This is a genomic window from Pseudomonas sp. GW822-FHT07A10 (genome assembly GCF_058798795.1).
Window position 1 is genome coordinate 51,252 of record NZ_JBXAKV010000003.1, and the last position, 22,308, is coordinate 73,559.

Annotated in this window: 17 protein-coding genes and 1 tRNA gene; 9 read left to right on the top strand and 9 right to left on the bottom strand. The window is 60.4% G+C overall.

The features are described 5' to 3' along the window. Positions 1-16 precede the first annotated feature (16 nt). The 3 genes from AC1RL4_RS06705 (at position 17) to AC1RL4_RS06715 (ending at position 3,789) form a co-directional block, all read left to right on the top strand. Complete coding sequence (locus AC1RL4_RS06705; RefSeq protein ID WP_019580022.1) at positions 17-1,063, top strand: ABC transporter substrate-binding protein; 1,047 nt, start codon at positions 17-19, stop codon at positions 1,061-1,063. 215 nt (positions 1,064-1,278) lie between these two features. Continuing rightward, positions 1,279-2,406, top strand: coding sequence for a cell division protein ZapE (gene zapE / locus AC1RL4_RS06710; protein WP_230175247.1), 1,128 nt, complete (start codon positions 1,279-1,281; stop codon positions 2,404-2,406). 81 nt (positions 2,407-2,487) lie between these two features. Beyond that, entirely contained in the window at positions 2,488-3,789 is a 1,302-nt protein-coding gene (locus tag AC1RL4_RS06715; protein ID WP_493119339.1) for a leucine-rich repeat-containing protein kinase family protein, read from the top strand. Positions 3,790-3,941: 152 nt separating this feature from the next. Here the strand turns inward: AC1RL4_RS06715 and AC1RL4_RS06720 are convergent, their stop codons facing one another. After that, entirely contained in the window at positions 3,942-4,646 is a 705-nt protein-coding gene (locus AC1RL4_RS06720) for a YebC/PmpR family DNA-binding transcriptional regulator (protein ID WP_007940960.1), read from the bottom strand. Between the two features lie 231 nt (positions 4,647-4,877). Here AC1RL4_RS06720 and AC1RL4_RS06725 point away from each other — a divergent pair, with 231 nt between their 5' ends. Beyond that, positions 4,878-6,308 (top strand): type VI secretion system Vgr family protein, encoded by a 1,431-nt coding sequence (locus AC1RL4_RS06725; RefSeq protein ID WP_028941223.1) that lies wholly within the window; start codon positions 4,878-4,880, stop codon positions 6,306-6,308. A 102-nt stretch (positions 6,309-6,410) separates the two neighbouring features. Here the strand turns inward: AC1RL4_RS06725 and AC1RL4_RS06730 are convergent, their stop codons facing one another. Beyond that, on the bottom strand, positions 6,411-7,274 hold the full coding sequence (locus tag AC1RL4_RS06730) for a LysR substrate-binding domain-containing protein (RefSeq protein ID WP_028941222.1): 864 nt from the start codon (positions 7,272-7,274) through the stop codon (positions 6,411-6,413). Between the two features lie 113 nt (positions 7,275-7,387). Between AC1RL4_RS06730 and AC1RL4_RS06735 the strand changes: the two genes are divergently transcribed. The 3 genes from AC1RL4_RS06735 (at position 7,388) to AC1RL4_RS06745 (ending at position 10,149) form a co-directional block, all read left to right on the top strand. Continuing rightward, positions 7,388-8,497: a 2-aminoethylphosphonate--pyruvate transaminase gene (locus AC1RL4_RS06735; protein WP_230175243.1), complete on the top strand. Its 1,110-nt coding sequence runs from the start codon at positions 7,388-7,390 to the stop codon at positions 8,495-8,497. Positions 8,498-8,579: 82 nt separating this feature from the next. Continuing rightward, entirely contained in the window at positions 8,580-9,407 is an 828-nt protein-coding gene (gene phnX, locus AC1RL4_RS06740) for a phosphonoacetaldehyde hydrolase (protein WP_096479878.1), read from the top strand. Positions 9,408-9,600: 193 nt separating this feature from the next. Then, positions 9,601-10,149 (top strand): cytochrome b, encoded by a 549-nt coding sequence (locus AC1RL4_RS06745; protein WP_019580015.1) that lies wholly within the window; start codon positions 9,601-9,603, stop codon positions 10,147-10,149. Here AC1RL4_RS06745 and AC1RL4_RS06750 read toward each other — a convergent pair. Both AC1RL4_RS06750 and AC1RL4_RS06755 read right to left on the bottom strand, forming a co-directional pair. Further along, positions 10,146-11,078 carry a 1-aminocyclopropane-1-carboxylate deaminase/D-cysteine desulfhydrase gene (locus AC1RL4_RS06750; RefSeq protein WP_230175241.1) on the bottom strand — a complete coding sequence of 311 codons (933 nt, stop codon included), beginning with the start codon at positions 11,076-11,078 and terminating at the stop codon, positions 10,146-10,148. The genes AC1RL4_RS06745 and AC1RL4_RS06750 overlap by 4 nt on opposite strands. 207 nt (positions 11,079-11,285) lie before the next feature. After that, entirely contained in the window at positions 11,286-13,325 is a 2,040-nt protein-coding gene (locus tag AC1RL4_RS06755) for an oxidoreductase (protein ID WP_230175239.1), read from the bottom strand. Between the two features lie 208 nt (positions 13,326-13,533). On the opposite strand from AC1RL4_RS06755, the gene AC1RL4_RS06760 reads away from it, so the two are divergent. Beyond that, on the top strand, positions 13,534-14,664 hold the full coding sequence (locus tag AC1RL4_RS06760; RefSeq protein ID WP_230175237.1) for a carbon-nitrogen hydrolase family protein: 1,131 nt from the start codon (positions 13,534-13,536) through the stop codon (positions 14,662-14,664). A 3-nt stretch (positions 14,665-14,667) separates the two neighbouring features. Then, complete coding sequence (locus AC1RL4_RS06765; RefSeq protein ID WP_230175235.1) at positions 14,668-15,753, top strand: AraC family transcriptional regulator; 1,086 nt, start codon at positions 14,668-14,670, stop codon at positions 15,751-15,753. A gap of 290 nt (positions 15,754-16,043) precedes the next feature. On the opposite strand, the gene AC1RL4_RS06770 is transcribed toward AC1RL4_RS06765, so the two are convergent. From AC1RL4_RS06770 to lon, 5 genes are all read right to left on the bottom strand, one after another. Next, positions 16,044-16,889 carry a DUF2242 domain-containing protein gene (locus AC1RL4_RS06770; RefSeq protein WP_019580010.1) on the bottom strand — a complete coding sequence of 282 codons (846 nt, stop codon included), beginning with the start codon at positions 16,887-16,889 and terminating at the stop codon, positions 16,044-16,046. 278 nt (positions 16,890-17,167) lie between these two features. After that, positions 17,168-19,039, bottom strand: coding sequence for a SurA N-terminal domain-containing protein (locus tag AC1RL4_RS06775; RefSeq protein ID WP_019580009.1), 1,872 nt, complete (start codon positions 19,037-19,039; stop codon positions 17,168-17,170). A 102-nt stretch (positions 19,040-19,141) separates the two neighbouring features. After that, a tRNA-Asp gene (locus tag AC1RL4_RS06780) sits at positions 19,142-19,218 on the bottom strand. Between the two features lie 53 nt (positions 19,219-19,271). Further along, positions 19,272-19,544 carry an HU family DNA-binding protein gene (locus tag AC1RL4_RS06785; protein WP_002552737.1) on the bottom strand — a complete coding sequence of 91 codons (273 nt, stop codon included), beginning with the start codon at positions 19,542-19,544 and terminating at the stop codon, positions 19,272-19,274. A gap of 151 nt (positions 19,545-19,695) precedes the next feature. Further along, entirely contained in the window at positions 19,696-22,092 is a 2,397-nt protein-coding gene (lon, locus tag AC1RL4_RS06790) for an endopeptidase La (RefSeq protein ID WP_007940400.1), read from the bottom strand. Positions 22,093-22,308: the final 216 nt, after the last annotated feature.

The following is a 22,308-nucleotide window of genomic DNA, read 5'->3' on the forward strand; positions in this document are numbered from 1 at the left end:
GAGGAAGGTCGCGCCAATGAATAACCTCAAACGCACTGCACTGCTCGGTTTGTCCTGCATGAGCGCCCTGCTCACGGTCACTCAGGCCCACGCCGAGCCGACGCTTTACCTGGGCATGAACGGCGGGACCATGGAGCGGCTCTACGCCGACAAGGTGCTGCCGGCTTTCGAGAAAGCCAATAACGTCAAAGTGGTGATCGTGCCGGGGACCTCGGCCGATATTCTGGCCAAGGTCCAGGCCAGCAAAGGCAACCCGCAATTGCACGTGATGTTCCTCGACGACGGCATCATGTACCGCGCCATTGCCATGGGCCTGTGCGACAAACTCGAAGACAGCCCGACCCTGGCGCAGATTCCGCCCAAGGGCCGCATCAAGGATCAAGCGGTGGCGGTCAGCCTCGGTGTTACCGGGTTGGCGTACAACACGCGGCTGTTCAAGGAAAAAGGCTGGAACGCGCCAACCTCCTGGATGGACATGGCCGATCCTCGATACAAGGACAAGGTTGTGTTCCAGTCGATGGCCTCCTCGACCTTCGGCCTGCACGGTTTCCTGATGTTCAACCGGATTCAGGGCGGTAGCGAAACCAACGTCGAACCGGGGTTCAAGGCCTGGCCGAACACCGTCGGGCGCAACGTGCTGGAGTACATTCCGAGCTCGGCGAAAATCTCCGAAATGCTCCAGACCGACGAAGCGGCGCTGTTCCCGCTGACCCCGACCCAGGTCACCGCGCTGAAACTCAAGGGCATGCCGGTGGAATATGCGCAGCCGAAGGAAGGCTCGGTGGTGCTCAACGTGGCCGAATGCGCCATCGCCAACAACACCCAACCGGAACTGGCGCAGAAACTCGCAGCCTTCTTGCTGACACCTGAAGCACAGGCTGCGGCGCTTGAAGACGGCGATCAGATTCCGTCGAACCCGAATACGCCAACCACCGACAAGACCCGCGGTCAGGTCGAGGCGATGAAGCGCTATCTGGAGACAGCGATTGCCATCGATTGGGATCAGGTCAACGAACAGCGCCCGGCATGGAATGATCGGTGGAATCGCAGTATCGAGCGTTAACCTCGAAGATCAAAAGATCGAAATCCTGTAGGGGCGAGGCTTGCCCGCGAAGAATGCACCGCGTTTTTTCGTATCACCGCATCATCGTTCTTCGCGGGCAAGCCTCGCTCCTACAGATTTTATCGGCAGCAGTGGAAGGGAAATTACCCACTTGGTTAAACTACGCCGCCGCGGCTCAGGGGGAGCCGGCCTGAAGATTACGGGGTGACATCACATTGGCCGTACGACCGCCCAACCGTCCGCAACTCACACCACGCTGGTCCGCGCTACGCCGTTTTTTCGGCAAGGCATTCGCGGCGCCAACCAGTGGCAGCGCGCAAGGCCGGGTGATCCACGACTACTTCCGCCACAAGGCCCATGTTCAGGGCTACACCCTCAGCCACAGCCAGTTGCGCGTGATCGACTGCATGGCGCAGCACGCATCGGCGCTGCCGGGGTCATCGGCGCCACTCCCCGGGCTTTACCTCCATGGTGCGGTCGGGCGCGGCAAGAGCTGGCTGCTCGACGGATTTTTCCAGGCCATCCCCGTCACGGCAAAACAGCGCCTGCACTTCCATGAGTTTTTTGCGCAATTGCACCAGGGCATGTTCAGCCATCGCGATCAGCCCGATGCGCTGGCAACCACCCTCGACGAACTGCTGCAAGACTGCCGGGTGCTGTGTTTCGATGAATTCCATGTGCATGACATCGGCGATGCGATGCTCATCACCCGGCTGTTCAAGGCGCTGTTCCGCCGGGGGATTCTGCTGCTGGTGACCTCAAACTACCCACCGGAAGGCTTACTGCCCAACCCGCTCTACCACGCCCGTTTCAAACCGGTGATCGACCTGATCAACACGCGCATGCAGGTGATGGAAGTCGGCGGCCCCCATGATTACCGCAGTCAGGCGCGACCCCATGCGCAGCAGCTGTTTACCCAGGGCCAGTACGTCTGGCCGGCCACGGTGAGCCAGCGTCAGGCGCTGCACCTGCTCGAACACGACGCACCGCCCATTCGACTGCCCGTCGGGACACGGCACCTTCATGCCCGATACTGCGAAGGGCGAACCATCGGCTTCACCTTCGCCGACCTGTGCGAACACCCCACCGCCGTCATGGACTACCTGGAACTGTGCCGGCGCTTCGACCGCTGGATCATCGACAAACTGCCCAGCCTCGCCGACTGTTCAATCGCCGCCCAGCAACGCTTCATCAACCTGATCGACGTCTTGTACGACCAGGACAAACACCTGATTCTGCTCGGCCACCAGTCATTGCGCGAATGCCTGGATGGCGATGCCATCGACCTGGCGCGCACGCGCAGCCGGTTGGGGCAGTTGCTGGAGGTCAGGGAACTCGCCTGACAGCCACCACCACTTTCCCGCTATCATGTCGCCCATTTCCAGGCCCCCGCGCCTTCCTTCAGATCAATAGCGAACCTGCCTATGCACACCCTCGCACAACTGCGCGCCGGCCAATTGTCGGGTATCACCCGCCTGGACCTGGTCTGTGGCCTGACCGAATTCCCCCGGGAAATATTCGACCTGGCGGACTCGCTGGAAGTGCTCAACCTCAGCGGCAACGCCTTGCGCAGCCTGCCGGACGATCTGCACCGCCTGACCCGTTTGCGCGTGCTGTTCTGCTCGGACAATCAGTTCACCGAACTGCCCGCCTGCCTCGGCCAGTGTACGGCACTGACGATGATCGGTTTCAAGGCCAACACCATCGAACACGTGCCGGCCGCCGCCCTGCCGCCGCTGTTGCGCTGGCTGATCCTGACCGACAACCGCATCACGGATTTGCCAACCGAGCTGGGCGAGCGCCCGCACCTGCAAAAACTCATGCTCGCCGGCAACCGCTTACAGCGCTTGCCCGAGAGCCTGAGCCAGTGTCATCGACTTGAGCTGATCCGCATTGCCGCCAATCAGCTCAGCGAGCTTCCCGAATGGCTACTGACCCTGCCGAGCTTGACCTGGCTGGCCTACGCCGGCAACCCATTGGAAACCGAAGCCGATGCGGCGGCACTTGAAGCCACGACGAGCATTCCCTGGTCCGAGCTGAGCCTGGAGCAGAAACTCGGCGAAGGCGCGTCGGGGGTCATTCATCAGGCGTTGTGGGAGCAGACAAAACAGGTCGCGGTAAAACTCTACAAAGGCGAAATGACCAGCGACGGCTCGCCGTTGCACGAAATGAACGCCTGCATCACCGCCGGCATCCACCCCAACCTGATCCGGGTCGAAGGGCGGATCGTCGGGCATCCGCAGGCGCAAGCCGGGCTGGTGATGCAACTGATCGATCCGAGCTACCGCAACCTGGCCAGCCTGCCGAGCCTGGCGTCCTGCTCCCGTGACATCTATGCCGACGACACCCGGTTCACCGCCGGCGTGGCAATGCGCATCGCCAGTGGCATCGCCTCGGTCGCCGAACACCTGCACCGCCAAGGCATCACCCACGGCGACCTATATGGCCACAACATTCTGTGGAACGAGCATGGCGATTGTCTGTTGGGGGATTTTGGCGCGGCATCTTTCCATGCCACCTCGGACAGCCTTGAAAGCCGCGCGCTGCAACGGATCGAGGTACGGGCGTTCGGGATTTTCCTGGGAGAATTGCTGGAGCGGATCGACTCAGGGTTGAACGCTGAACAGCGGGTCGCGTTAGAGGATTTACAGCAGCGCTGCTGTCAGCCGGATGTGTTGGCGCGGCCGGGGTTCAGTGAGGTGGTGCGGGAGTTGAATGGATCCTGACCCGCAAAGATAGAACTGTGGCGAGGGGGCTTGCCCCCGTTCGGTTGCGCAGCAGCCGTCGCTTTTGGGGTCGCTTCGCAACCCAACGGGGGCAAGCCCCCTCGCCACAAGCAAGCCCTCACCACAGGTTAAATCACAACGGTCAGAACCGCTTAACCCGCCAACCCGACAAACATGTCCTGCACGTCATCGTGGTTATCGAGGCCTTCGAGGAACGCTTCGACTTCTGCCATCTGCTCGTCGCTCAAGCCGCTCACCGGGTTCTTCGGCTGATAACCCAACTTGGCCGACAACACGGTGAAGCCTTGCTCCGGCAGCGCTTTCTGTACCGCATCCAGGTCCGCAGGGTCGGTCAGGAACAGCGTCGCACCGTCTTCGCCCGGCTCGAAATCCTGGGCGCCGGCTTCGATCGCGGCCATTTCCGGATCGGCGTCAGGGCTGTCCGGGGACGCCTCGATCATGCCGACGTGGTTGAAGTCCCAGGCCACCGAACCGGAAGCGCCTAACTGGCCCTTGCGGAACGCGACGCGGATTTCAGCGACGGTGCGGTTGATGTTGTCAGTCACGCATTCAACGATCAGCGGCACCTGATGCGGTGCGAACCCTTCATACGTCACGCGATGGTATTGCACGGTTTCGCCGAGCTGGCCGGAGCCTTTCTTGATCGCGCGTTCCAGGGTTTCGCGAGGCATCGAGGCTTTTTTCGCCTGTTCGACCACCAGACGCAGGTGTGCGTTGGTGGCGGTATCGGCACCGTTGCGCGCAGCAATGGTGATTTCCTTCACCAGTTTGCCGAAGATCTTGCCCTTGGCGTTGGCTGCCGCTTCTTTGTGTTTAACCTTCCACTGTGCGCCCATTACTCACTCTCTTGATCTGTGGCGCCGAGACATCTATTGGCCGACGCGTAGCGCAAGTTTATACGGCCTAAAGATGCCAATCGACCAAAAATTCCAACATCTTCAGCCGATGACCGATCGACATCTTCAACAGTGTTTGTAGGGCAATTCTGAAAAGTCGATTTGCGGTGACGCTTCAGGGCTGTGGTTTCGTACCCTCTGCGCCCGTTCTCCATGGCAGAAGCGCATTCGATGCACAACGACAAGGAAAGTCCCTACACCTTGACACTCCTCGACGGTGGTCTGAGTTTGCAGGTGTTGCAGTTCAATGGGCGCGAAGGCCTCAACCAGCCCTATCGATTCGACATCGAGGTGATCGGCCTCGCACCGGCGATGAACCTGCACCGGTTGCTGCAACAACCAGCGTTCCTGAGGCTGTCGGCTGATCAGGGCATTCATGGCGTGATCCACAGCGTCAGCCGCGAACATCGCGGCCCGTATCGGGTCGGCTACTCACTGGTGCTGGCGCCCCATCTGCAACGACTTCAGTTGCACAGCTCGCGTCGGGTATTTCATCGTCTCAGCGTGCCGGCGATCATGCGTCAGTTACTGGAGAAGCATCGGCTGCCCGAGCATAGCTATCGCTTCGACCTGACCTGCGGCCACTACCCGCTGCGGCCCTTTTGCATTCAGTACGATGAGAGCGATCTGGCCTTCATGCAGCGGCTGTGTGAAGAAGAAGGCATCCACTTCCACTTCGAGCATCAGCCCGACGGGCACCTGCTGGTTCTGGCCGACGACAGCCTGAGTTTCCCGCAGGAACCGCTGCTGATGCCGTTCCATACCGACGTGCTCAACGACCCGCTCTTGCCGGCGATCAGCGAACTGTTCCAGCGCCATGACCCGGCCCCCGCCCCGGCACAATGGGATGCCAGAAACCGCGGCGCGCAGGTGATTGGCGATGGCGCGGCCAACCACCCGCTCGCCGGAACGGGCCCGGTTACGGCAAGACTTGCGCCCGAACAGCTTCATCGCGAACAGCTGGGCCGCCGCACGCTGGAACGCCTGCGTTGCCAGCATCGGCAGATCCACGGCCAAAGCACCCTGAACGAGCTGCGCAGCGGACGAATCGTGCAAGTGGCGCAGCACCCGCTCTCGAGCTTCAACGATCAGTGGCTGCTCACCGACATCCAGCACCAGGGGCTGCAGCCGTCGATTCTCGCCGAGGACAAGCCCGGCCATGACATGGCCCGGCGCTACAGCAATCGTTTCACCGCCATTCCCTGGTCAACGGTATTCAGGCCGACGCTCAAACAGGTCAGGCCGAGCATCCCGGGCTATCAGACCGCCCGGGTGCTGGGCCCCGTCGGGCAACCGCCGGCACTCGATGAGCAAGGCCGAATACAGGTCTGCTTGTGGCCGAAACCGGGGTTCGAGGCGGATGAGTCCGTTGGACTCTGGCTACCGGTCGCCCTCGCAGCACCGGACGGTCGGATCGATCCGTCCAGGCTGCCCATGGCCGGCACCGAAGTGTTGGTCAGTTTTCTCGACAGCGACCCGGACCGGCCGGTGTTGTGTGCCGGCATGAGCCACCTCCAGCCTTCCCGGCCCGCTCCCGAACCACGCCGCGATGCGCATCTACTGCTCGATTGGCTGATCAACCGCTCGGATCCCATGCCGTGATTTTACCGGGCCGCTCCCACAGGAATTTATGCTGGCCGCCAACCTTGTGTACGACGCAAAACCTGTGGGAGCGTGGCTTGCCCGCGATAGCCACGCCGCGCTCTACCCGACGGGCGCCAGCCCAAAAAACGCCTGTATCAAGCGCAAATCCCGCCGCCGCTCCATACAACCGATCATGTGCCGATTGACCAGCCCCTCGCCAATGATCGGCACCGCCGCCACCCGTGGGTCGTGACTGACTTCCACCGACGACACCACGCCCACGCCCAACTCGGCGGCCACTGCCTCGGTCACGGCCTCGCGACTGTCCAGTTCCAGCAACACCCGTGGATTGACCCGGGCTTGAATGCACGCCTCGTCGAACGTGCGTCGGGTAATCGAACTCGGCTCGCGCAACACCATGATCACCTGGTCCAGCGCCTTGAGCGGCACCCCTTTCGACTGCTGCGCCCACGGATGACCAGCAGGCACCAACGCGCAAATCCTCGACTCGCTCAACCCTTGCAGATGCAACCCTTTGCGCGGCTCGACTTCGGTCAGCACCGCCACGTCGGCATGCTCCGACAACAACGCCGCGAGGGTTTCCTGGGCATTGCCCAACCGCAGGTTCACGGTAATCCCCGGATAACGCACACGCAGGCTGGCGAGCATCGGCATGACCATGTGCGGGCCATCCGCCGCCACTTCCAGGCGCCCGGTGAGTAGCTGCCGGTTGGCCTCCAGCATCGCCTGCGCTTCTTCGGCCAGGCCGAACATTGCCCGGGTGATCGCCGCGAGCTTGGTGCCCTCTTCCGTCAACTCGACGCGCCGCGCGGTGCGGCGCAACAAGGTGATCTGGTAACGCTCCTCCAGCGCCTTGATGTGCCCGGTGACCGCCGGTTGGCTGATGAACAGGCGTGCGGCGGCGCGGGTGAAGCTGCCCTCGCGGGCCACGGCATCGAAGGCACGCAGCTGGAACAGATTCATGAATAACTCTCACTGATGGCTGGCATAACAACAAACAATTTGATTGATAGCACGTCGAATTGCAATTTATGCCCCGTAGTTTCATCCCCCTGAGCTTTTGCAAGGACACAAGAATGCGTACTGCCGAGCCCATCCTGCTCACCCCCGGCCCATTGACCACATCGCCGCGCACTCGCCAGGCGATGATGGTCGACTGGGGTTCATGGGATGACCGCTTCAACCAACTGACCGCCAGCCTGTGCGAACAATTGCTGGCGATCATCAACGGCGGCGGCAGCCACCACTGCGTGCCCCTGCAAGGCAGCGGCACGTTCGCGGTCGAAGCGGCGATCGGCACGCTGGTGCCCCGGGACGGCAAAGTCCTGGTGCTGATCAACGGCGCCTACGGCAAACGCCTGGCGAAGATCTGCGAAGTGCTTGGCCGTTCGTTCAGCACCTTCGAAACCGCCGAAGACGAACCGATCACCACCGCCGACGTCGACCGCCTGCTGCAGGCCGACGCCAGCATCACCCACGTCGCCTTGATTCACTGCGAAACCAGCACCGGCATCCTCAACCCGCTGGCGGAAATCGCCCACGTCATCGAGCAGCACGGCAAACGCCTGATCATCGACGCCATGAGCTCGTTTGGCGCCCTGCCGATCGATGCGCAACAGGTGCCGTTCGACGCCCTGATCGCCGCCTCGGGCAAATGCCTGGAGGGCGTGCCGGGGATGGGTTTCGTTTTCGCTCGCAAAGAAGCGCTAGCGAACGCCGCCGGCAACTCGCACTCGCTGGCGATGGACTTGTTCGATCAGCACACCTACATGGCCAAGACCGGTCAATGGCGCTTCACCCCGCCGACCCACGTGGTCGCGGCGCTGCACGAAGCCTTGCTGCAATACCACGAAGAAGGTGGCTTGCCCGCCCGGCATCAGCGCTACGCCAACAACTGCCAGGTGCTGCTCGATGACATGGCCAAACTCGGCCTGCGCAGCTTCCTGCCCGCGGCGATCCAGGCGCCGATCATCGTTACCTTCCATGCGCCGAAAGACCCGCGCTATCAGTTCAAGGAATTCTACGAACGGGTCAAGTCCAAGGGTTTCATCCTCTACCCCGGCAAATTGACCCAGGTCGACACCTTCCGCGTCGGCTGCATCGGCCACGTCAACCAGGCCGAAATGCACGCAGCGGTGGCGGCCGTGGCCGAGGTGCTGCGCGAGATGGAAGTCATCGAAATCTGATCCACCACGCTCCGTAGCAGCAGCCTCGCGGGCTCGTCAGCTGCTACGGGGATCACCAATTCCCCAAGACAGGATATGAGACATGAACTACAGCAACCCAACCAAACTGCAAGCCGCCATCCTCGACTGGGCCGGCACCGTGGTCGACTTCGGCTCCTTCGCCCCGACGCAGATTTTCGTCGAAGCCTTCGCCGAGTTCGACGTCCAGGTTTCCATCGAAGAAGCCCGTGGGCCGATGGGCATGGGCAAGTGGGACCACATCCGCACCCTGTGCGATCAGCCACAAGTTGCCGAGCGTTATCGCCAGGTGTTCGGCCGCACGCCGACCGACGATGACGTCACCGCCATCTACCAACGCTTCATGCCGCTGCAGATCGAAAAAATCGCCGAACATTCGGCGCTGATTCCGGGCGCCCTGGACACCATCGCCAACTTGCGCCAACAAGGGATCAAGATCGGCTCGTGCTCCGGCTACCCGAAACAGGTCATGGACAAAGTGGTGGAACTGGCCGCCAGCAACGGCTACGTCGCCGATCACGTGGTCGCCACCGACGAAGTGCCCAACGGCCGCCCATGGCCCGCTCAGGCCCTGGCCAATGTGATTGCGCTGGGCATCGACGACGTCGCGGCCTGCGTGAAGATCGACGACACGGTGCCAGGCATTCTCGAAGGTCGCCGTGCCGGCATGTGGACCGTGGCGTTGATCTGCTCCGGTAACGCGCTGGGTCTGGACTACGAAGGTTATCGCGCGCTAAGCAGCGACAAACTCGCCAGCGAACGCAAGCGCATTCATGCTCTGTTCGAAGGCTCGCGACCGCACTACATGATCGACACCATCAGCGACTTGCCCGAGGTGATCGCCGACATCAACAAGCGTCTGGCCAATGGCGAAATGCCGCAAACCAACTGATCGCCCCTCTCGCGTCATAAAAAAAAGCGTCAGCTCCTTTGATGGAACTGGCGCTTTTTTGTGGTCGATCAGTTGATTTAGAGCATTGAACAGCCCATTTGCCTCGGGCAAATCCAGCGAAACAGGATTACAGTTAGTGCACGCCGTCGAACAAGAACGGTGACTTCAGACCAGAATTGTGAGGAAACACCGTATGCCCTGGAAGAATTCCGAATCACGCTACAGCACCGTATCGATCGCGCTGCACTGGTTGATGCTGGTTCTGTTAATACTGGTCTACGCCTGTATCGAATTTCGCGGGATCTTTCCCAAAGGCAGTGGCGGCCGGACGCTGATCAAGGAAGCACACTTCATGCTCGGCCTGACCGTGTTCGTCCTGGTCTGGTTGCGGCTGTTCGCCCGTAGCCTGGGGCCGGCACCGCAGATATTTCCCGCCTCCCCTCGCTGGCAAACCGTGGTTGCCAGGCTGATGCATTGGGCACTGTATATTTTCATGATCACCGTGCCGGTTCTGGGTTGGCTGATTACCAGCGCCGAGGGGCATCGGGTGATGTTCTATGGCGTCGACTTGCCATTGCTGATCGAAGAAAACAAACCGCTGGCCAAGCAGTTCCAAGGCTGGCATGAGCTCGGCGCCACCATCGGTTATTGGCTGATCGGGTTGCACGCGGTGGCCGGGATTTACCACCACTATGTGGTGCGCGATAACACCTTGCTGCGGATGATGCCCAAACGCGGTTAATCGCGACCGCTTTGCTCGAAACCCCGGCGGCCCTGCAAGCCGCCGGTGTGGATGAAGATCAGGCGCGTGCCTTGGGGAAATTTACCGGCGTCGACCTGTTGCTTGAGAACCATGAGCGCTTTGCCGGTGTACAGCGGCTCGAAAAGAATGCCGCTGGCCTGTTCGGTCTGCTCGATGAATGCAAGCAGCTGCGGATCGACTTTGGCAAAACCGCCACGGCTGGCGTCCAGTAGTTCATACAAAGGATCGACCCAACCGGCTTCCTGCCCAATCATCTCGACCTGCTGCGCCACGCCATGATCATCGGGCACCGCCAGCGCTCCATACACCGGGTGTTCACCCGCCTCGGCCAGCACCAGACCGGCCAGGGTCGTGCCCGTTCCGCAGGCCAGCCACCAGCCGTCGTAATGGCTCCAGCCCAGACCACTCAGTTGCTCGCGAGCCTGTGCCACCAGCTGCACGCAGCCCTTCGCCCCACGCAAGCCGCCACCACCTTCCGGCACCGGTTGCAGCCCGGGATACTGCGCCCGCCACGGCTGCCAGAAACCCGGCTCATGCCGCGCTCGATAACCGCCATAACCCAGCCAGTGCAACTGCATGCCGAACGCCTGCAAGTCCTTTACTGTCGGGGTGTCTTGCGGATGCCCGCGCAGCAAACCGACCGTGGTGAAACCGAATCGCTTGCCCGCGGCGGCCAATGCGTGGAGATGGTTGGAGTGAGCACCGCCCAGGCTGATGATGCCTTGGGCACCGTTCTGGTCGGCGGCTTTCAGGTGTTCGATGAGTTTGAACCATTTGTTGCCGCTGATCAGCGGGTCGATCTGGTCCAGACGCAGGATGGCGACGTCGATGCCGGCGGTGGTGAGCCAGTCGAGGTGAAGTAGTTCGAGGGGGGCTTGGGCGAGCCAGTCTGTTGGAGGGGAAAGCATTGATGCCGGCTCTGGGTAAAGAGCCGGTATGTTAACAGCAGATATGTGGCGAGGGGGCTTGCCCCCGTTCGGCGGCGCAGCCGTCGTAAACCGATTCAACGCGGTGATACTAAAAAATGCGTTGAATCGGTTTGGGGCCGCTGCGCAGCCCCACGGGGGCAAGCCCCCTCGCCACAGCAAGCTCCCTCGCCACAGATTTTGTGTTGATTACAACTCAGCCGCCAACCGCGAACCCTGGTTGATCGCACGCTTGGCATCCAGCTCCGCCGCCACGTCCGCGCCGCCGATCAAGTGCACGTTCTGCCCGGCCGCAACCAAACCGTCGTGCAACTCGCGCAATGGATCCTGCCCGGCGCAGATCACGATGTTGTCCACCGGCAGCACCTGCGGTTCGCCGCTTTCGCCGATGCGGATGTGCAGGCCTTCGTCGTCGATCTTCAGGTACTCGACGCTGTTGAGCATTTGCACCTTTTTGTGCTTCAGACCGGTGCGGTGAATCCAGCCCGTGGTCTTGCCCAGGCCATCGCCGACCTTGGAGGTCTTGCGTTGCAGCAGGAACACTTCACGAGCCGGCGCATGCGGCGCAGCCTTGATGCCCGCGACACCGCCACGCGCTTCAAGGTGCGTATCGATGCCCCACTCCTTCCAGAACGCTTCGCGGTCCTGACTGGTGGCCACGCCTTCGTGCACGAGGAATTCCGACACGTCGAAACCGATACCGCCAGCGCCGATCACCGCGACGCGTTTGCCCACCGGTTTACGCTCGAGGATCACGTCCAGGTAGCTCAGCACCTTGGCGTGCTCGACACCCGGAATCGCCGGAACCCGTGGCGCGATGCCGGTGGCCAGGATGATTTCGTCGTAACCGCCCTCGACCAGTTGCGCCACGTCCACACGGGTGTTCAAGCACAGTTCGACGTTGCTGGTCTGCAACTTGCGGTTGAAGTAGCGCAGGGTTTCGAAGAACTCTTCCTTGCCCGGCACGCGCTTGGCGATGTTGAACTGACCGCCGATTTCACTGGCCGAATCGAACAGCGTCACCTGATGACCGCGTTCGGCGGCCACGGTGGCGGCGGACAGCCCCGCAGGACCGGCGCCAACCACGGCGATTTTCTTGATCTGTTGCACCGGCAGGTAATTGAGTTCGGTTTCATGGCAGGCCCGCGGGTTCACCAGGCAACTGGTCAACTTGCCGCCGAACGTGTGATCCAGGCAAGCCTGGTTGCAACCGATGCAGGTATTGATTTCATCGCCACGGCCGGCCGCCGCCTTGTTGACGAAGTCCGGGTCGGCGAGGAACGGCCGCGCCATCGACACCATGTCGGCATCGCCTTCGGCCAGGATCTGCTCGGCGACTTCCGGGGTGTTGATGCGGTTGGTGGTGATCAGCGGAATACTCACCGAACCACGCAGTTTCGCCGTGACCTTGCTGAACGCTGCACGCGGCACCTTGGTGGCAATGGTCGGAATCCGCGCTTCGTGCCAGCCGATGCCGGTGTTGATGATGGTCGCGCCCGCCTGCTCGATGGCCTTGGCCAATTGCACGATTTCTTCCCAGGTGCTACCGCCCTCCACCAGGTCGAGCATCGACAGGCGGAAGATAATGATGAAGTTCGGGCCGACCGCTTCGCGCACCCGACGGACTATTTCCACCGGCAGGCGCATGCGGTTTTCGTAGGCGCCGCCCCAGCGGTCAGTGCGATGGTTGGTGTGCGCCGCGAGGAACTGGTTAATGAAATAGCCTTCGGAACCCATGATCTCGACGCCGTCGTACTCGGCTTTTTGCGCCAGGGTCGAGCAGGTAACGAAATCGCTGATCTGCTTCTCGATGCCTTCCTCGTCCAGCTCTTTAGGCTTGAACGGATTGATCGGCGCCTGGATGGCGCTCGGCGCCACCTGTTTCGGGCTGTAGGCATAACGCCCGGCGTGAAGGATCTGCATGCAGATCTTGCCACCCGCCTCGTGCACCGCGCGGGTGACGATCCGGTGTTTGAGCGCTTCTTCCTCGGTGGTCAGCTTGGCCGCGCCCGAGTAAACCCCGCCCTCTTCGTTGGGGCCGATACCGCCGGTGACCATCAAGCCAACGCCGCCACGGGCACGTTCGGCGAAGTACGCGGCCATGCGCTCGAAACCACCGGGCTTTTCCTCAAGACCGGTGTGCATCGAACCCATCAGGGTACGGTTGCGCAACGTGGTAAAACCCAGGTCCAGCGGGGCCAACAGGTGCGGGTAATGAGCGGCGGCCATCGGTAACTCCACAACGAGCGATCACGGAAAGTTTGCAGGAGCTCTTCGGCCCCCGTCAGTCATGTTCGACAGACTAAGAGTCGCACCGCTGTCACTCAATGACCGTAACTGACAACTTATTGATCCAAATGCGCAGCGCCCCTTGGCAAGCGCAGGCATGCGCCCTACCCTAGTCGCGAACCCTGCACACGGCCGCTGACTGTTTTCCATGCGCAAACTTCTGTACCTGACCCTCTCCATGGCGTTGATCGCCGTCCTGACGACCTACGCGATGTGGGCCGCGGACCGTCCGGTGGGTCATTACCTGTCGGACCTGCGCATCAATCTCGCGGTCGATCAGGGCACGCCCGCCGATCGTGGCAATCTGCTGGGCATCCAGCCCGAGCTGTTCCCCACCGACTATCAAAGCCCTGAACGCCTGCACCGCAAGCTCGCGGCCTATTTGCAGAAGGCCCAGGACCAGGGCCTGCTGAATGATAAAACCATCGTCGTACTGCCTGAACATGTCGGCACCTGGCTGATGGTCAGCGGCGAGAAAGACGAGCTGTACCAGGCCACCACCCTCAAGGAAGCCATGAACTGGCTGGCGGCGAGCAACCCGCTGCAGTTCATCCGCGCCCTGATCAGCGCCGAAGGCAGCAACCGTCTCGACGACGCGCACTTGCGGATGAAAGCCAAACGCATGGCCAAGGATTACCAGGCGCTGTTCGGTGGCCTGGCGAAAGAGTTCCACGTGACCCTGGTGGCCGGTTCCATCGTGCTGCCCGAGCCGAGCGTCAGCGACGGCACCCTGCACATCGGCCACGGCGCGCTGTACAACAGCAGCGTGGTGTTCGGTCGCGACGGCCTGCCAATCGGCCAGCCCCAGCGACAAGTGCACCCGACGTTCGCTGGACGTGGCACGCTCCAAGGCAATTCCGATCATCCGGTCAACGTCGTCGACACCCCGGCCGGACGCCTCGGCGTGCTGATCGGCAGCGACAGCTGGTACCCCGACAACTACCGCAAACTTGACGACCAAGGCGCGCAACTGGTGGCAGTCCCGGCGTTCGTCGTCGGGCGTGGGTCCTGGGATCAACCATGGCGCGGCTATAAAGGCCTGCCCGCGCCGAGTTCTGTCAGCCTCAAGGCCGGCGAACTCAGCGAAGGTCAGGCCTGGCAGCGGCTGACGCTGACCGCCCAACCACCGGCCAGCCAGAGCATCGCCGGCATGAGCGTGTTCCTGCGCGGTCAGTTCTGGGACAAGAGCTGCGCCGGTCAAAGCTTCCTCAGCAGCAACGGGCAGCATTTCGCCGACGGCGATGCCCGCGGCGCGCAATTGCTGAACCTCTGGTTGTAAGCGATGAAACCGCAGCCGATGCGCCTCGGGGATCTGTCGGTGGGCTTCGTCCATAGCCTGGCCGACGCCGTGCGCAGCCATGGCCTGGACCCACAACCGTTGCTGGAACAGTACGGCCTCGACGCCGCGCGACTGGCCGAAGCCGGCGCCCGCCTGTCGATCCCGCGCTACATGCGCCTGGGCCACGGCGCTATTCAACTGACCGACGACCCGGCGCTGGGTTTGCGCATGGGCCAGCTCAGCCGCCTGAGCCAGGCCGGCCTCGCCGGCGTCACCGCCGCCCAGGCCCCCACCGTGCGCGAAGCGGCGCGCTGCCTGATTCGTTTCGAAGCGCTGTACGGCTCCAACTATCGAGGCCAGTCGAGCTTTCACGAAGACGCCCAAGGCGCCTGGCTGCGGTTCTATTCGATCAGCCCCTACAACGCCTACAACCGCTTCGTGGTGGATTCGATCATCGCTGGCTGGTTGCAGCAATTGTCCAGCGTGAGCCCTGCCCCGCTGCGTGCCGAACGAATCGAGATCGAATTTGACGCGCCGGATTACCGTGACGCCTATGCCGTACTCGGCGACTGTCCGATCCAGTTTGGCGCCGAACAGAATCAACTGCGCCTGAGCCTGGACAGCCTCGCCCAGCGCAATCCGGAGCACTGCCCGAGCACCTGGCGGCACCTGCTGCAACTGTGTGAACGGGAACTTGAGCAACTGACACGCACCCGCAGCCTGCGTGAACGCATCACTCAGTTGCTGGGCCCGTTGCTCAATGGTGGCCGGGAACCCGACCTGGAAGAAGTGGCGGCACGCCTGAAGCTGCCAACCTGGACCTTACGCCGCAAACTCGCCGAGGAAGGCACGCAATTTCGTGCAATTCTCAACGACACGCGCCGCGACCTGGCCATGACCTACATCCGCGACACTGAACTGGCGTTCGGCGAAATTGCCTACCTGCTGGGTTTTGCCTCAGCCGAAGCCTTTCAGCGGGCCTTCAAACGCTGGAATGGCCAGACGCCCGGCGAGTTTCGCCGCAGTCATCGCAATTACAACTCGGTTGCGTCTTCGGCCGGTTCCAGCGGGTCCAGTTCAAACGCCTGATACTCGAGCAGTTCTTCTTGATAATCGTCCATTATTAAACCCCCATCGTTTGTTGAAAAATCGCTTGAATAAATGACCAACGCCTTGAGCATAAAGTGCCCGCATGAAAGAAAAATGACGCGGGCACGACACTACGTCGCTACTGAATAAAACGTAGCAGGTGGTCAGGAATTTATCACTGGATTTTTCGATACGGGCTGTAGGAATACAGCCCGACTTGATGTGGATCAGTCTTGAAAGACGTTACGGGAGCGGTATCGTCTGACCCGCTCCCATAAGAAGCAAGCCCACTACTGGCCGGAGACAGGTATCGCCGAAATCGGCTCGGTCGGCGGCGGCAGCGTGCTCGAGTCCGCTACTGGAGTGACCGTTTCCGTGGACGACGTCGGCTCGGTGCTCTTGGTCGGGGTAATCGGCGCTGTTTCAGCAGGCGGCGCAACAGGCTCCGAAGTGGCAGGCGCGGCGGCAGGTGCGGGCTCGGCTGCTGGCGCTGGCGCAGGATCTGCCGCCGGTGCCGGGGTTGGCGCCAACTGAGCCGGTGCAGCCTTGGCTTCAGGCATCCCCAGTTCGGTTTTCGGCTTCTCGATAATGTGCGCGGCCTTCTTCGCTTCCGGCGGCAGGAACAGTTCGACCAGGGTAAAGAAACGCTCGTAGAACTTGGCCGAGGACACGGTTTCACTCGCGACCTTGACCATCGAATCATCGGACGAGCCGATCGGCATCGATACCGAGCCCAATACGCCGACGCCGAGGCTGGCGGAGTTGTTGGTCTTTTTCAGCGCATATCGGTCCTGCAGGGCGTTGGCGAACATGGTCGCATGGTGCCCCTCGCTGCCGTCATCGGCACAAACCACGTTGAAGCTGATCTCCATATGGGTTTCGCCGGTCTGCTGGAAGCTCTTGTGCCCACTGACCAGTTTCGGATCGCTGCTGGTGATGATGTAACCCTGGCTAAGCAAGGCCCGACGGGCGGCTTCGCAGGTTTGCGCATCGGTCACCGGGTAGCTGCGCGAAAACGTTCCCGAGTCGTCGAAGTTCTCATGCTCATAGATGGCGGCCTTCTTCGACGAACAACCGGCAGCGGCGGCCAGCACCAAGGCCAGCCCTACAACACGCATGGGAATTGATTTAAACATTGAACATCCTGAGGAAAACGGTTCGAGGCGTATTGTGCAACAGATCGATGCTTAGCGGAGCAACGATTGTCTAAAACGGCTACAGATTCATTGACCATCATCTCGGGAGAAAGTCCCGCCGGAGCAAAAATCAAAAGATCGCAGCCTGCGGCAGCGCCTAAAGATGACCGCGATCCCCTGAAAGCGCTAGCGCAGACTGCGATCTTTTCGTTTCCCCCATAAAAAAACCCCAACCTTTCGGCTGGGGTCCTTTGTGTCGCGCAAAGCTCAGTCAGGCATCAGAAACGCTTGATCTCAGCCTCACGCTCCAGCAGCTTGCGGTAGGCCGCGAAGTCTTGCTGGCCAATGCGCGAGGCGAGGAAGCGACGGTATTGAGCCTTCTCTTCTTCGGTCGGCGCAGCGCCTTCATTCACGCCGTTCAGACGCACGACCACCAGGCTACCATCGGCCAAGGTCACGCTGCTGAAGGTCGGCTTGTCCTTGGAGACTGGCTTGGGCATGCGGAACAACGCTTGCAGCACGGTTGGGTCGACCCCTTCCTGAGCGCGAGTCGCGGTTGCGGTGACTTTCCAGTTCTGACCATCGATCGCCTTGTCCAGTGCGGTCTTGCCATCACGCAAGCTGGCGATCAGTTGATCGGCCTTGGTCTTGGCGGCGGCACTCGCGTGCTCCTTGGTCAATTGCACGCGGATGCTGGCAGCCACGCTTTCCAGCGGCAGTTGCTCAGGCTTGCGGTGCTCCTTGGCGCGCAGCACGATCACGGTTTCCGGATCCAGCTCGATGGCGGTGCTGTTGGCACCCTCATCCAGCACTTCAGGACTGAATGCAGCGGTCACTACGGCACGATTGGCCGCAACGCCTTCGCCACCTTCACGGCCGAATGGCGCGGACGTGTGAACGGTCAGCTTCAGGTCTTGTGCCGGCTGGGCCAGATCAGAGGACTCGAACGAGGAGTCTTCCAATTGCTTGGTCGCTTCGACGAAACGCTGCTCGACTTGCTGGGTTTTCAACTCGCGGGTCAGCTTGTCTTTCAGGCTGGCGAACGTTGGCACTTCAGGCGCCTCGACACCCAACAGCTTGATCAGGTGGAAACCGAAATCAGTGCGAACCGGCTCCGAGACCTGATCCTTGGCCAACGAATACAGGGCTTTTTCAAACGCTGGATCGTAGACGCCCGGACCTGCAAAACCGAGGTCACCGCCGTTGTTCGCCGAACCTGGATCCTGGGAGAACTCCTTGGCCAGGGCCTCGAAACTCTCGCCTTTGGCCAGGCGCGCCTGAACTTCTTCGATCTTGGCCTTGGCTTGCGCCTCGGTCACCTTGTCGTTCACTTCGATCAGAATGTGCGCAGCCCGGCGTTGCTCGGACAGGTTTGCGGTTTCTTTCTGATACGCCGCTTGCAAGTCTTCGTCCTTGACGCTGACCTGATCGAAGAAGGATGCCTTCTTCAATTCAAGGTAATCGATGACCACCTGATCTGGCGTCATGAACTCCTTGGCGTGTTCGTCGTAGTAGGCCTTGACCTCATCGTCGGTCAGTTTCACTGCCGCCGGGTCTGCCTTGATGTTCACGGTGGCGAAATCGCGGGTCTGTTTTTCCAAACGGGCGAAGGCCAACACCTGTGCATCGGTGACGAAACCGCTACCGGCCAGGCCAGCGCGCAGCTGACCGATCAGCATTTCCTGAGCCAGCATCTGACGGAATTGCAGACGGCTGTAGCCCAGTTGACGGATCACCTGGTCGAAACGCTCGGGGCTGAACTTGCCGTCCACCTGGAATTCAGGCGTTTGCAGGATCACCTGATCCAAAGCGGCTTCGGAGAAAGCGAATTTCGATTTTTCTGCGCCTTGCAGCAGCAGTTTGCGATCGATCAAGCCTTTGAGGGCCGATTCGCGCAGCATTTTTTCGTCGAGCAAGGAAGCATCGAAATCCTTGCCCAGCTGTTGCATGAGCTGACGGCGTTGCATATCGACCGCCTGGCTCAGCTCGTTCTGGCTGATTTCTTCGCCGTTGACCTTGGCCGCGTCATTTTTGTGCGTCGTGGCCTTGAAAATAGCGTCGAAACCGGTCAAAGCCATCAGTGCAACGATGACCCCGATAATGGTCTTGGCAATCCAGCCTTGTGAATTGTCCCTGATATTCTGCAGCATGCGTCCCCCAGAAACGGTTGAACTTCAAAATTAGGCAACCGTGGAGCGTGGGTAGAATCCGGATAGAAGAAAGGCGCATCCGAGGATGCGCCTTCTCGTAACTGGCGGAGCGGACGGGACTCGAACCCGCGACCCCCGGCGTGACAGGCCGGTATTCTAACCGACTGAACTACCGCTCCGCTGCCAAGTCAGGAATGACCCCGACCCGGATAGGCAAAAACCTGAATCGAACTTAGTTGACAGCTTCTTTCAGTGCTTTACCGGCTTTGAAACCTGGCTTTTTGGCTGCTGCGATTTCCAGCGTCTTACCGGTCTGTGGGTTACGACCGATGCGAGCTGGACGATCAGTCACGGAGAAAGTACCGAAACCAACCAGAACAACAGAATCACCAGCCTTGAGAGCGCCAGTGACGGATTCGATTACAGCGTCCAGCGCACGGCCAGCAGCAGCTTTCGGGATATCAGCGGATGCAGCGATAGCATCAATCAGTTCCGACTTGTTCACTCTAAGTCCCCTTATATCTATTTGAGTTTGATTCTAAGTTTTTTGGTGAAAGCAAAAAAAACGAGTGCTGAATGGCCTACAGACACTTAAGAGCCGCTTTATAACAAGGGCTCTAAAAAACTGTCAAGGAAGCCCCCCAGGCAAATGCGTACTAATGCGTGCTAATTCTTTCCTTAGAGTCAGACTCGCGTTTGTCATCCTTTGCAACGATCTCCGGAACCACATCCGGTAAGGGTTCCGGCGCGTATTGCAGCGCAATTTGCAGGACCTCGTCAATCCATTTAACGGGTTTAATCTGTAGATCTTGCTTGATGTTGTCAGGAATTTCCTTCAGATCGCGTACGTTCTCTTCAGGAATGATCACCGTCTTGATTCCGCCACGGTGAGCAGCCAGCAGTTTTTCCTTCAAGCCACCGATCGCCAGCACCTGACCACGCAAGGTGATTTCGCCGGTCATGGCGACGTCCGCTCTTACAGGAATGCCAGTCAATGCCGACACCAGGGCCGTGCACATGCCTACACCGGCGCTAGGGCCGTCTTTCGGGGTAGCCCCTTCAGGCATGTGGATATGGGTGTCGCGCTTCTCGTGGAAGTCCAGGGGAATCCCCAGGCTCTTCGCACGGCTGCGGACAACGGTCAGGGCTGCGGTGATCGATTCGACCATCACGTCACCCAGAGAACCGGTCTTGATCAATTGGCCTTTACCCGGCACGACTGCGGCTTCGATGGTCAGTAATTCGCCGCCCACCTGGGTCCACGCCAGGCCGGTGACCTGACCGATCTGATCCTGCTGCTCAGCCAGGCCGTAACGGAATTTACGCACGCCCAGGAAGTGTTCCAGCATCTCGGCAGTCACCTTCACCGAGAAGCGTTTTTCCAGAGCATGCTCTTTGACCGCCTTGCGGCAAACCTTGGCAATCTGGCGCTCCAGCCCACGTACACCGGCTTCGCGGGTGTAGTAGCGGATGATGTCGCGGATCGCTTCGGCGTCGAATTCCAGTTCGCCTTTTTTCAGTCCGTTGGCAGCAATCTGCTTGGGCGAAAGGTATTTGACGGCAATGTTGATCTTCTCGTCTTCGGTGTAACCCGGCAGACGAATCACTTCCATCCGGTCCAGCAGCGCCGGTGGAATATTCATCGAGTTGGAGGTGCACAGGAACATCACATCGGACAGGTCGTAGTCGACTTCCAGATAGTGATCGTTGAAGTTGTGGTTTTGCTCGGGGTCGAGCACTTCCAGCAACGCCGACGCCGGATCGCCACGCATGTCGCTGCCCATTTTGTCGATTTCATCGAGCAGGAACAGCGGGTTACGGACGCCCACCTTTGTCATCTTTTGAATCAATCTTCCTGGCATCGAACCGATATAAGTCCGGCGATGACCACGAATTTCCGCCTCATCGCGCACGCCGCCGAGGGCCATACGGACGAATTTGCGGTTGGTGGCATGCGCAATCGACTCCGCCAGAGAGGTTTTACCCACCCCTGGAGGACCGACCAGGCACAATACCGGGCCGCGAATCTTCTTCACGCGCTTCTGCACGGCGAGGTATTCAAGGATCCGCTCTTTGACTTCTTCCAGACCGTAGTGGTCGGCGTCGAGAATGTCCTCGGCACGGGCCAGGTCCAGGCGCACTTTGCTCTGGGCTTTCCATGGCACTTGAACCAGCCAGTCGATGTACGAACGCACCACGGTCGCTTCCGCGGACATTGGCGACATTTGCTTCAGCTTGTTCAGTTCGGCCTGAGCCTTGGCCAACGCATCTTTCGGCAGACCGGCGGCATCGATGCGCTTTTTCAGCTCTTCGATTTCGTTGTGGCCTTCGTCGCTGTCGCCCAGCTCTTTCTGAATGGCCTTCATCTGCTCATTCAGGTAGTACTCGCGCTGGCTGCGCTCCATTTGCTTCTTAACGCGGCCGCGAATGCGTTTTTCGACTTGCAGCAGATCGATCTCGGCATCCAGCAACGCCAGAACGTGCTCGACCCGGGCCGACAAATCGATGATTTCGAGGATTTCCTGCTTCTGCTCGATCTTCAGGGCCATATGCGCGGCCATGGTGTCGACCAGGCGACCTGGCTCGTCGATGCTGTTGAGCGACGACAGGACTTCAGCGGGGACTTTCTTGCCCAGCTGCACATATTGTTCGAACTGAGCCAGCAGACTGCGGACAAACACTTCCGATTCGCGCTCAGGCGCTTCGGTTTCGTCGATCAGCGAGACTTCGGCACGGCAGTGGCCGTCGACTTCGCTGAAGCGCTCCACGGCGCCCCGCTGCTCGCCTTCGACAAGAACCTTGACGGTGCCGTCAGGCAGCTTGAGCAGCTGCAGAACGGTAGCAATGGTGCCTACGCGATAAAGTGCTTCTTCACCGGGATCGTCGTCAGCAGGATTCCGCTGAGCCAGCAGAAGGATCTGCTTGTCGCCCGTCATCGCTGCCTCGAGAGCTTCGATGGATTTCTCGCGCCCCACGAACAGCGGGATAACCATGTGCGGATAAACCACGACATCACGCAATGGCAGGAGAGGCAATTCGATGGTCGTCTTCATGATTTCGCCTCTACGGCGGCCATAAGGCCGTAAACAGATGGAAGTAAGCTTGAAACCAAGATGGGGGCTGTTTTCAAAAAAAACAAGCGGATAAAAGAATCACTTAAAAAATCAGAGCTTACGGTAGCGCCTGCATTTATCCCGGCGCATCCAGAAATTCAGGTTAGCTGCCCCCTCTCCCACAATAGCAAAGGGGCCCGAAGGCCCCTTCTTTAT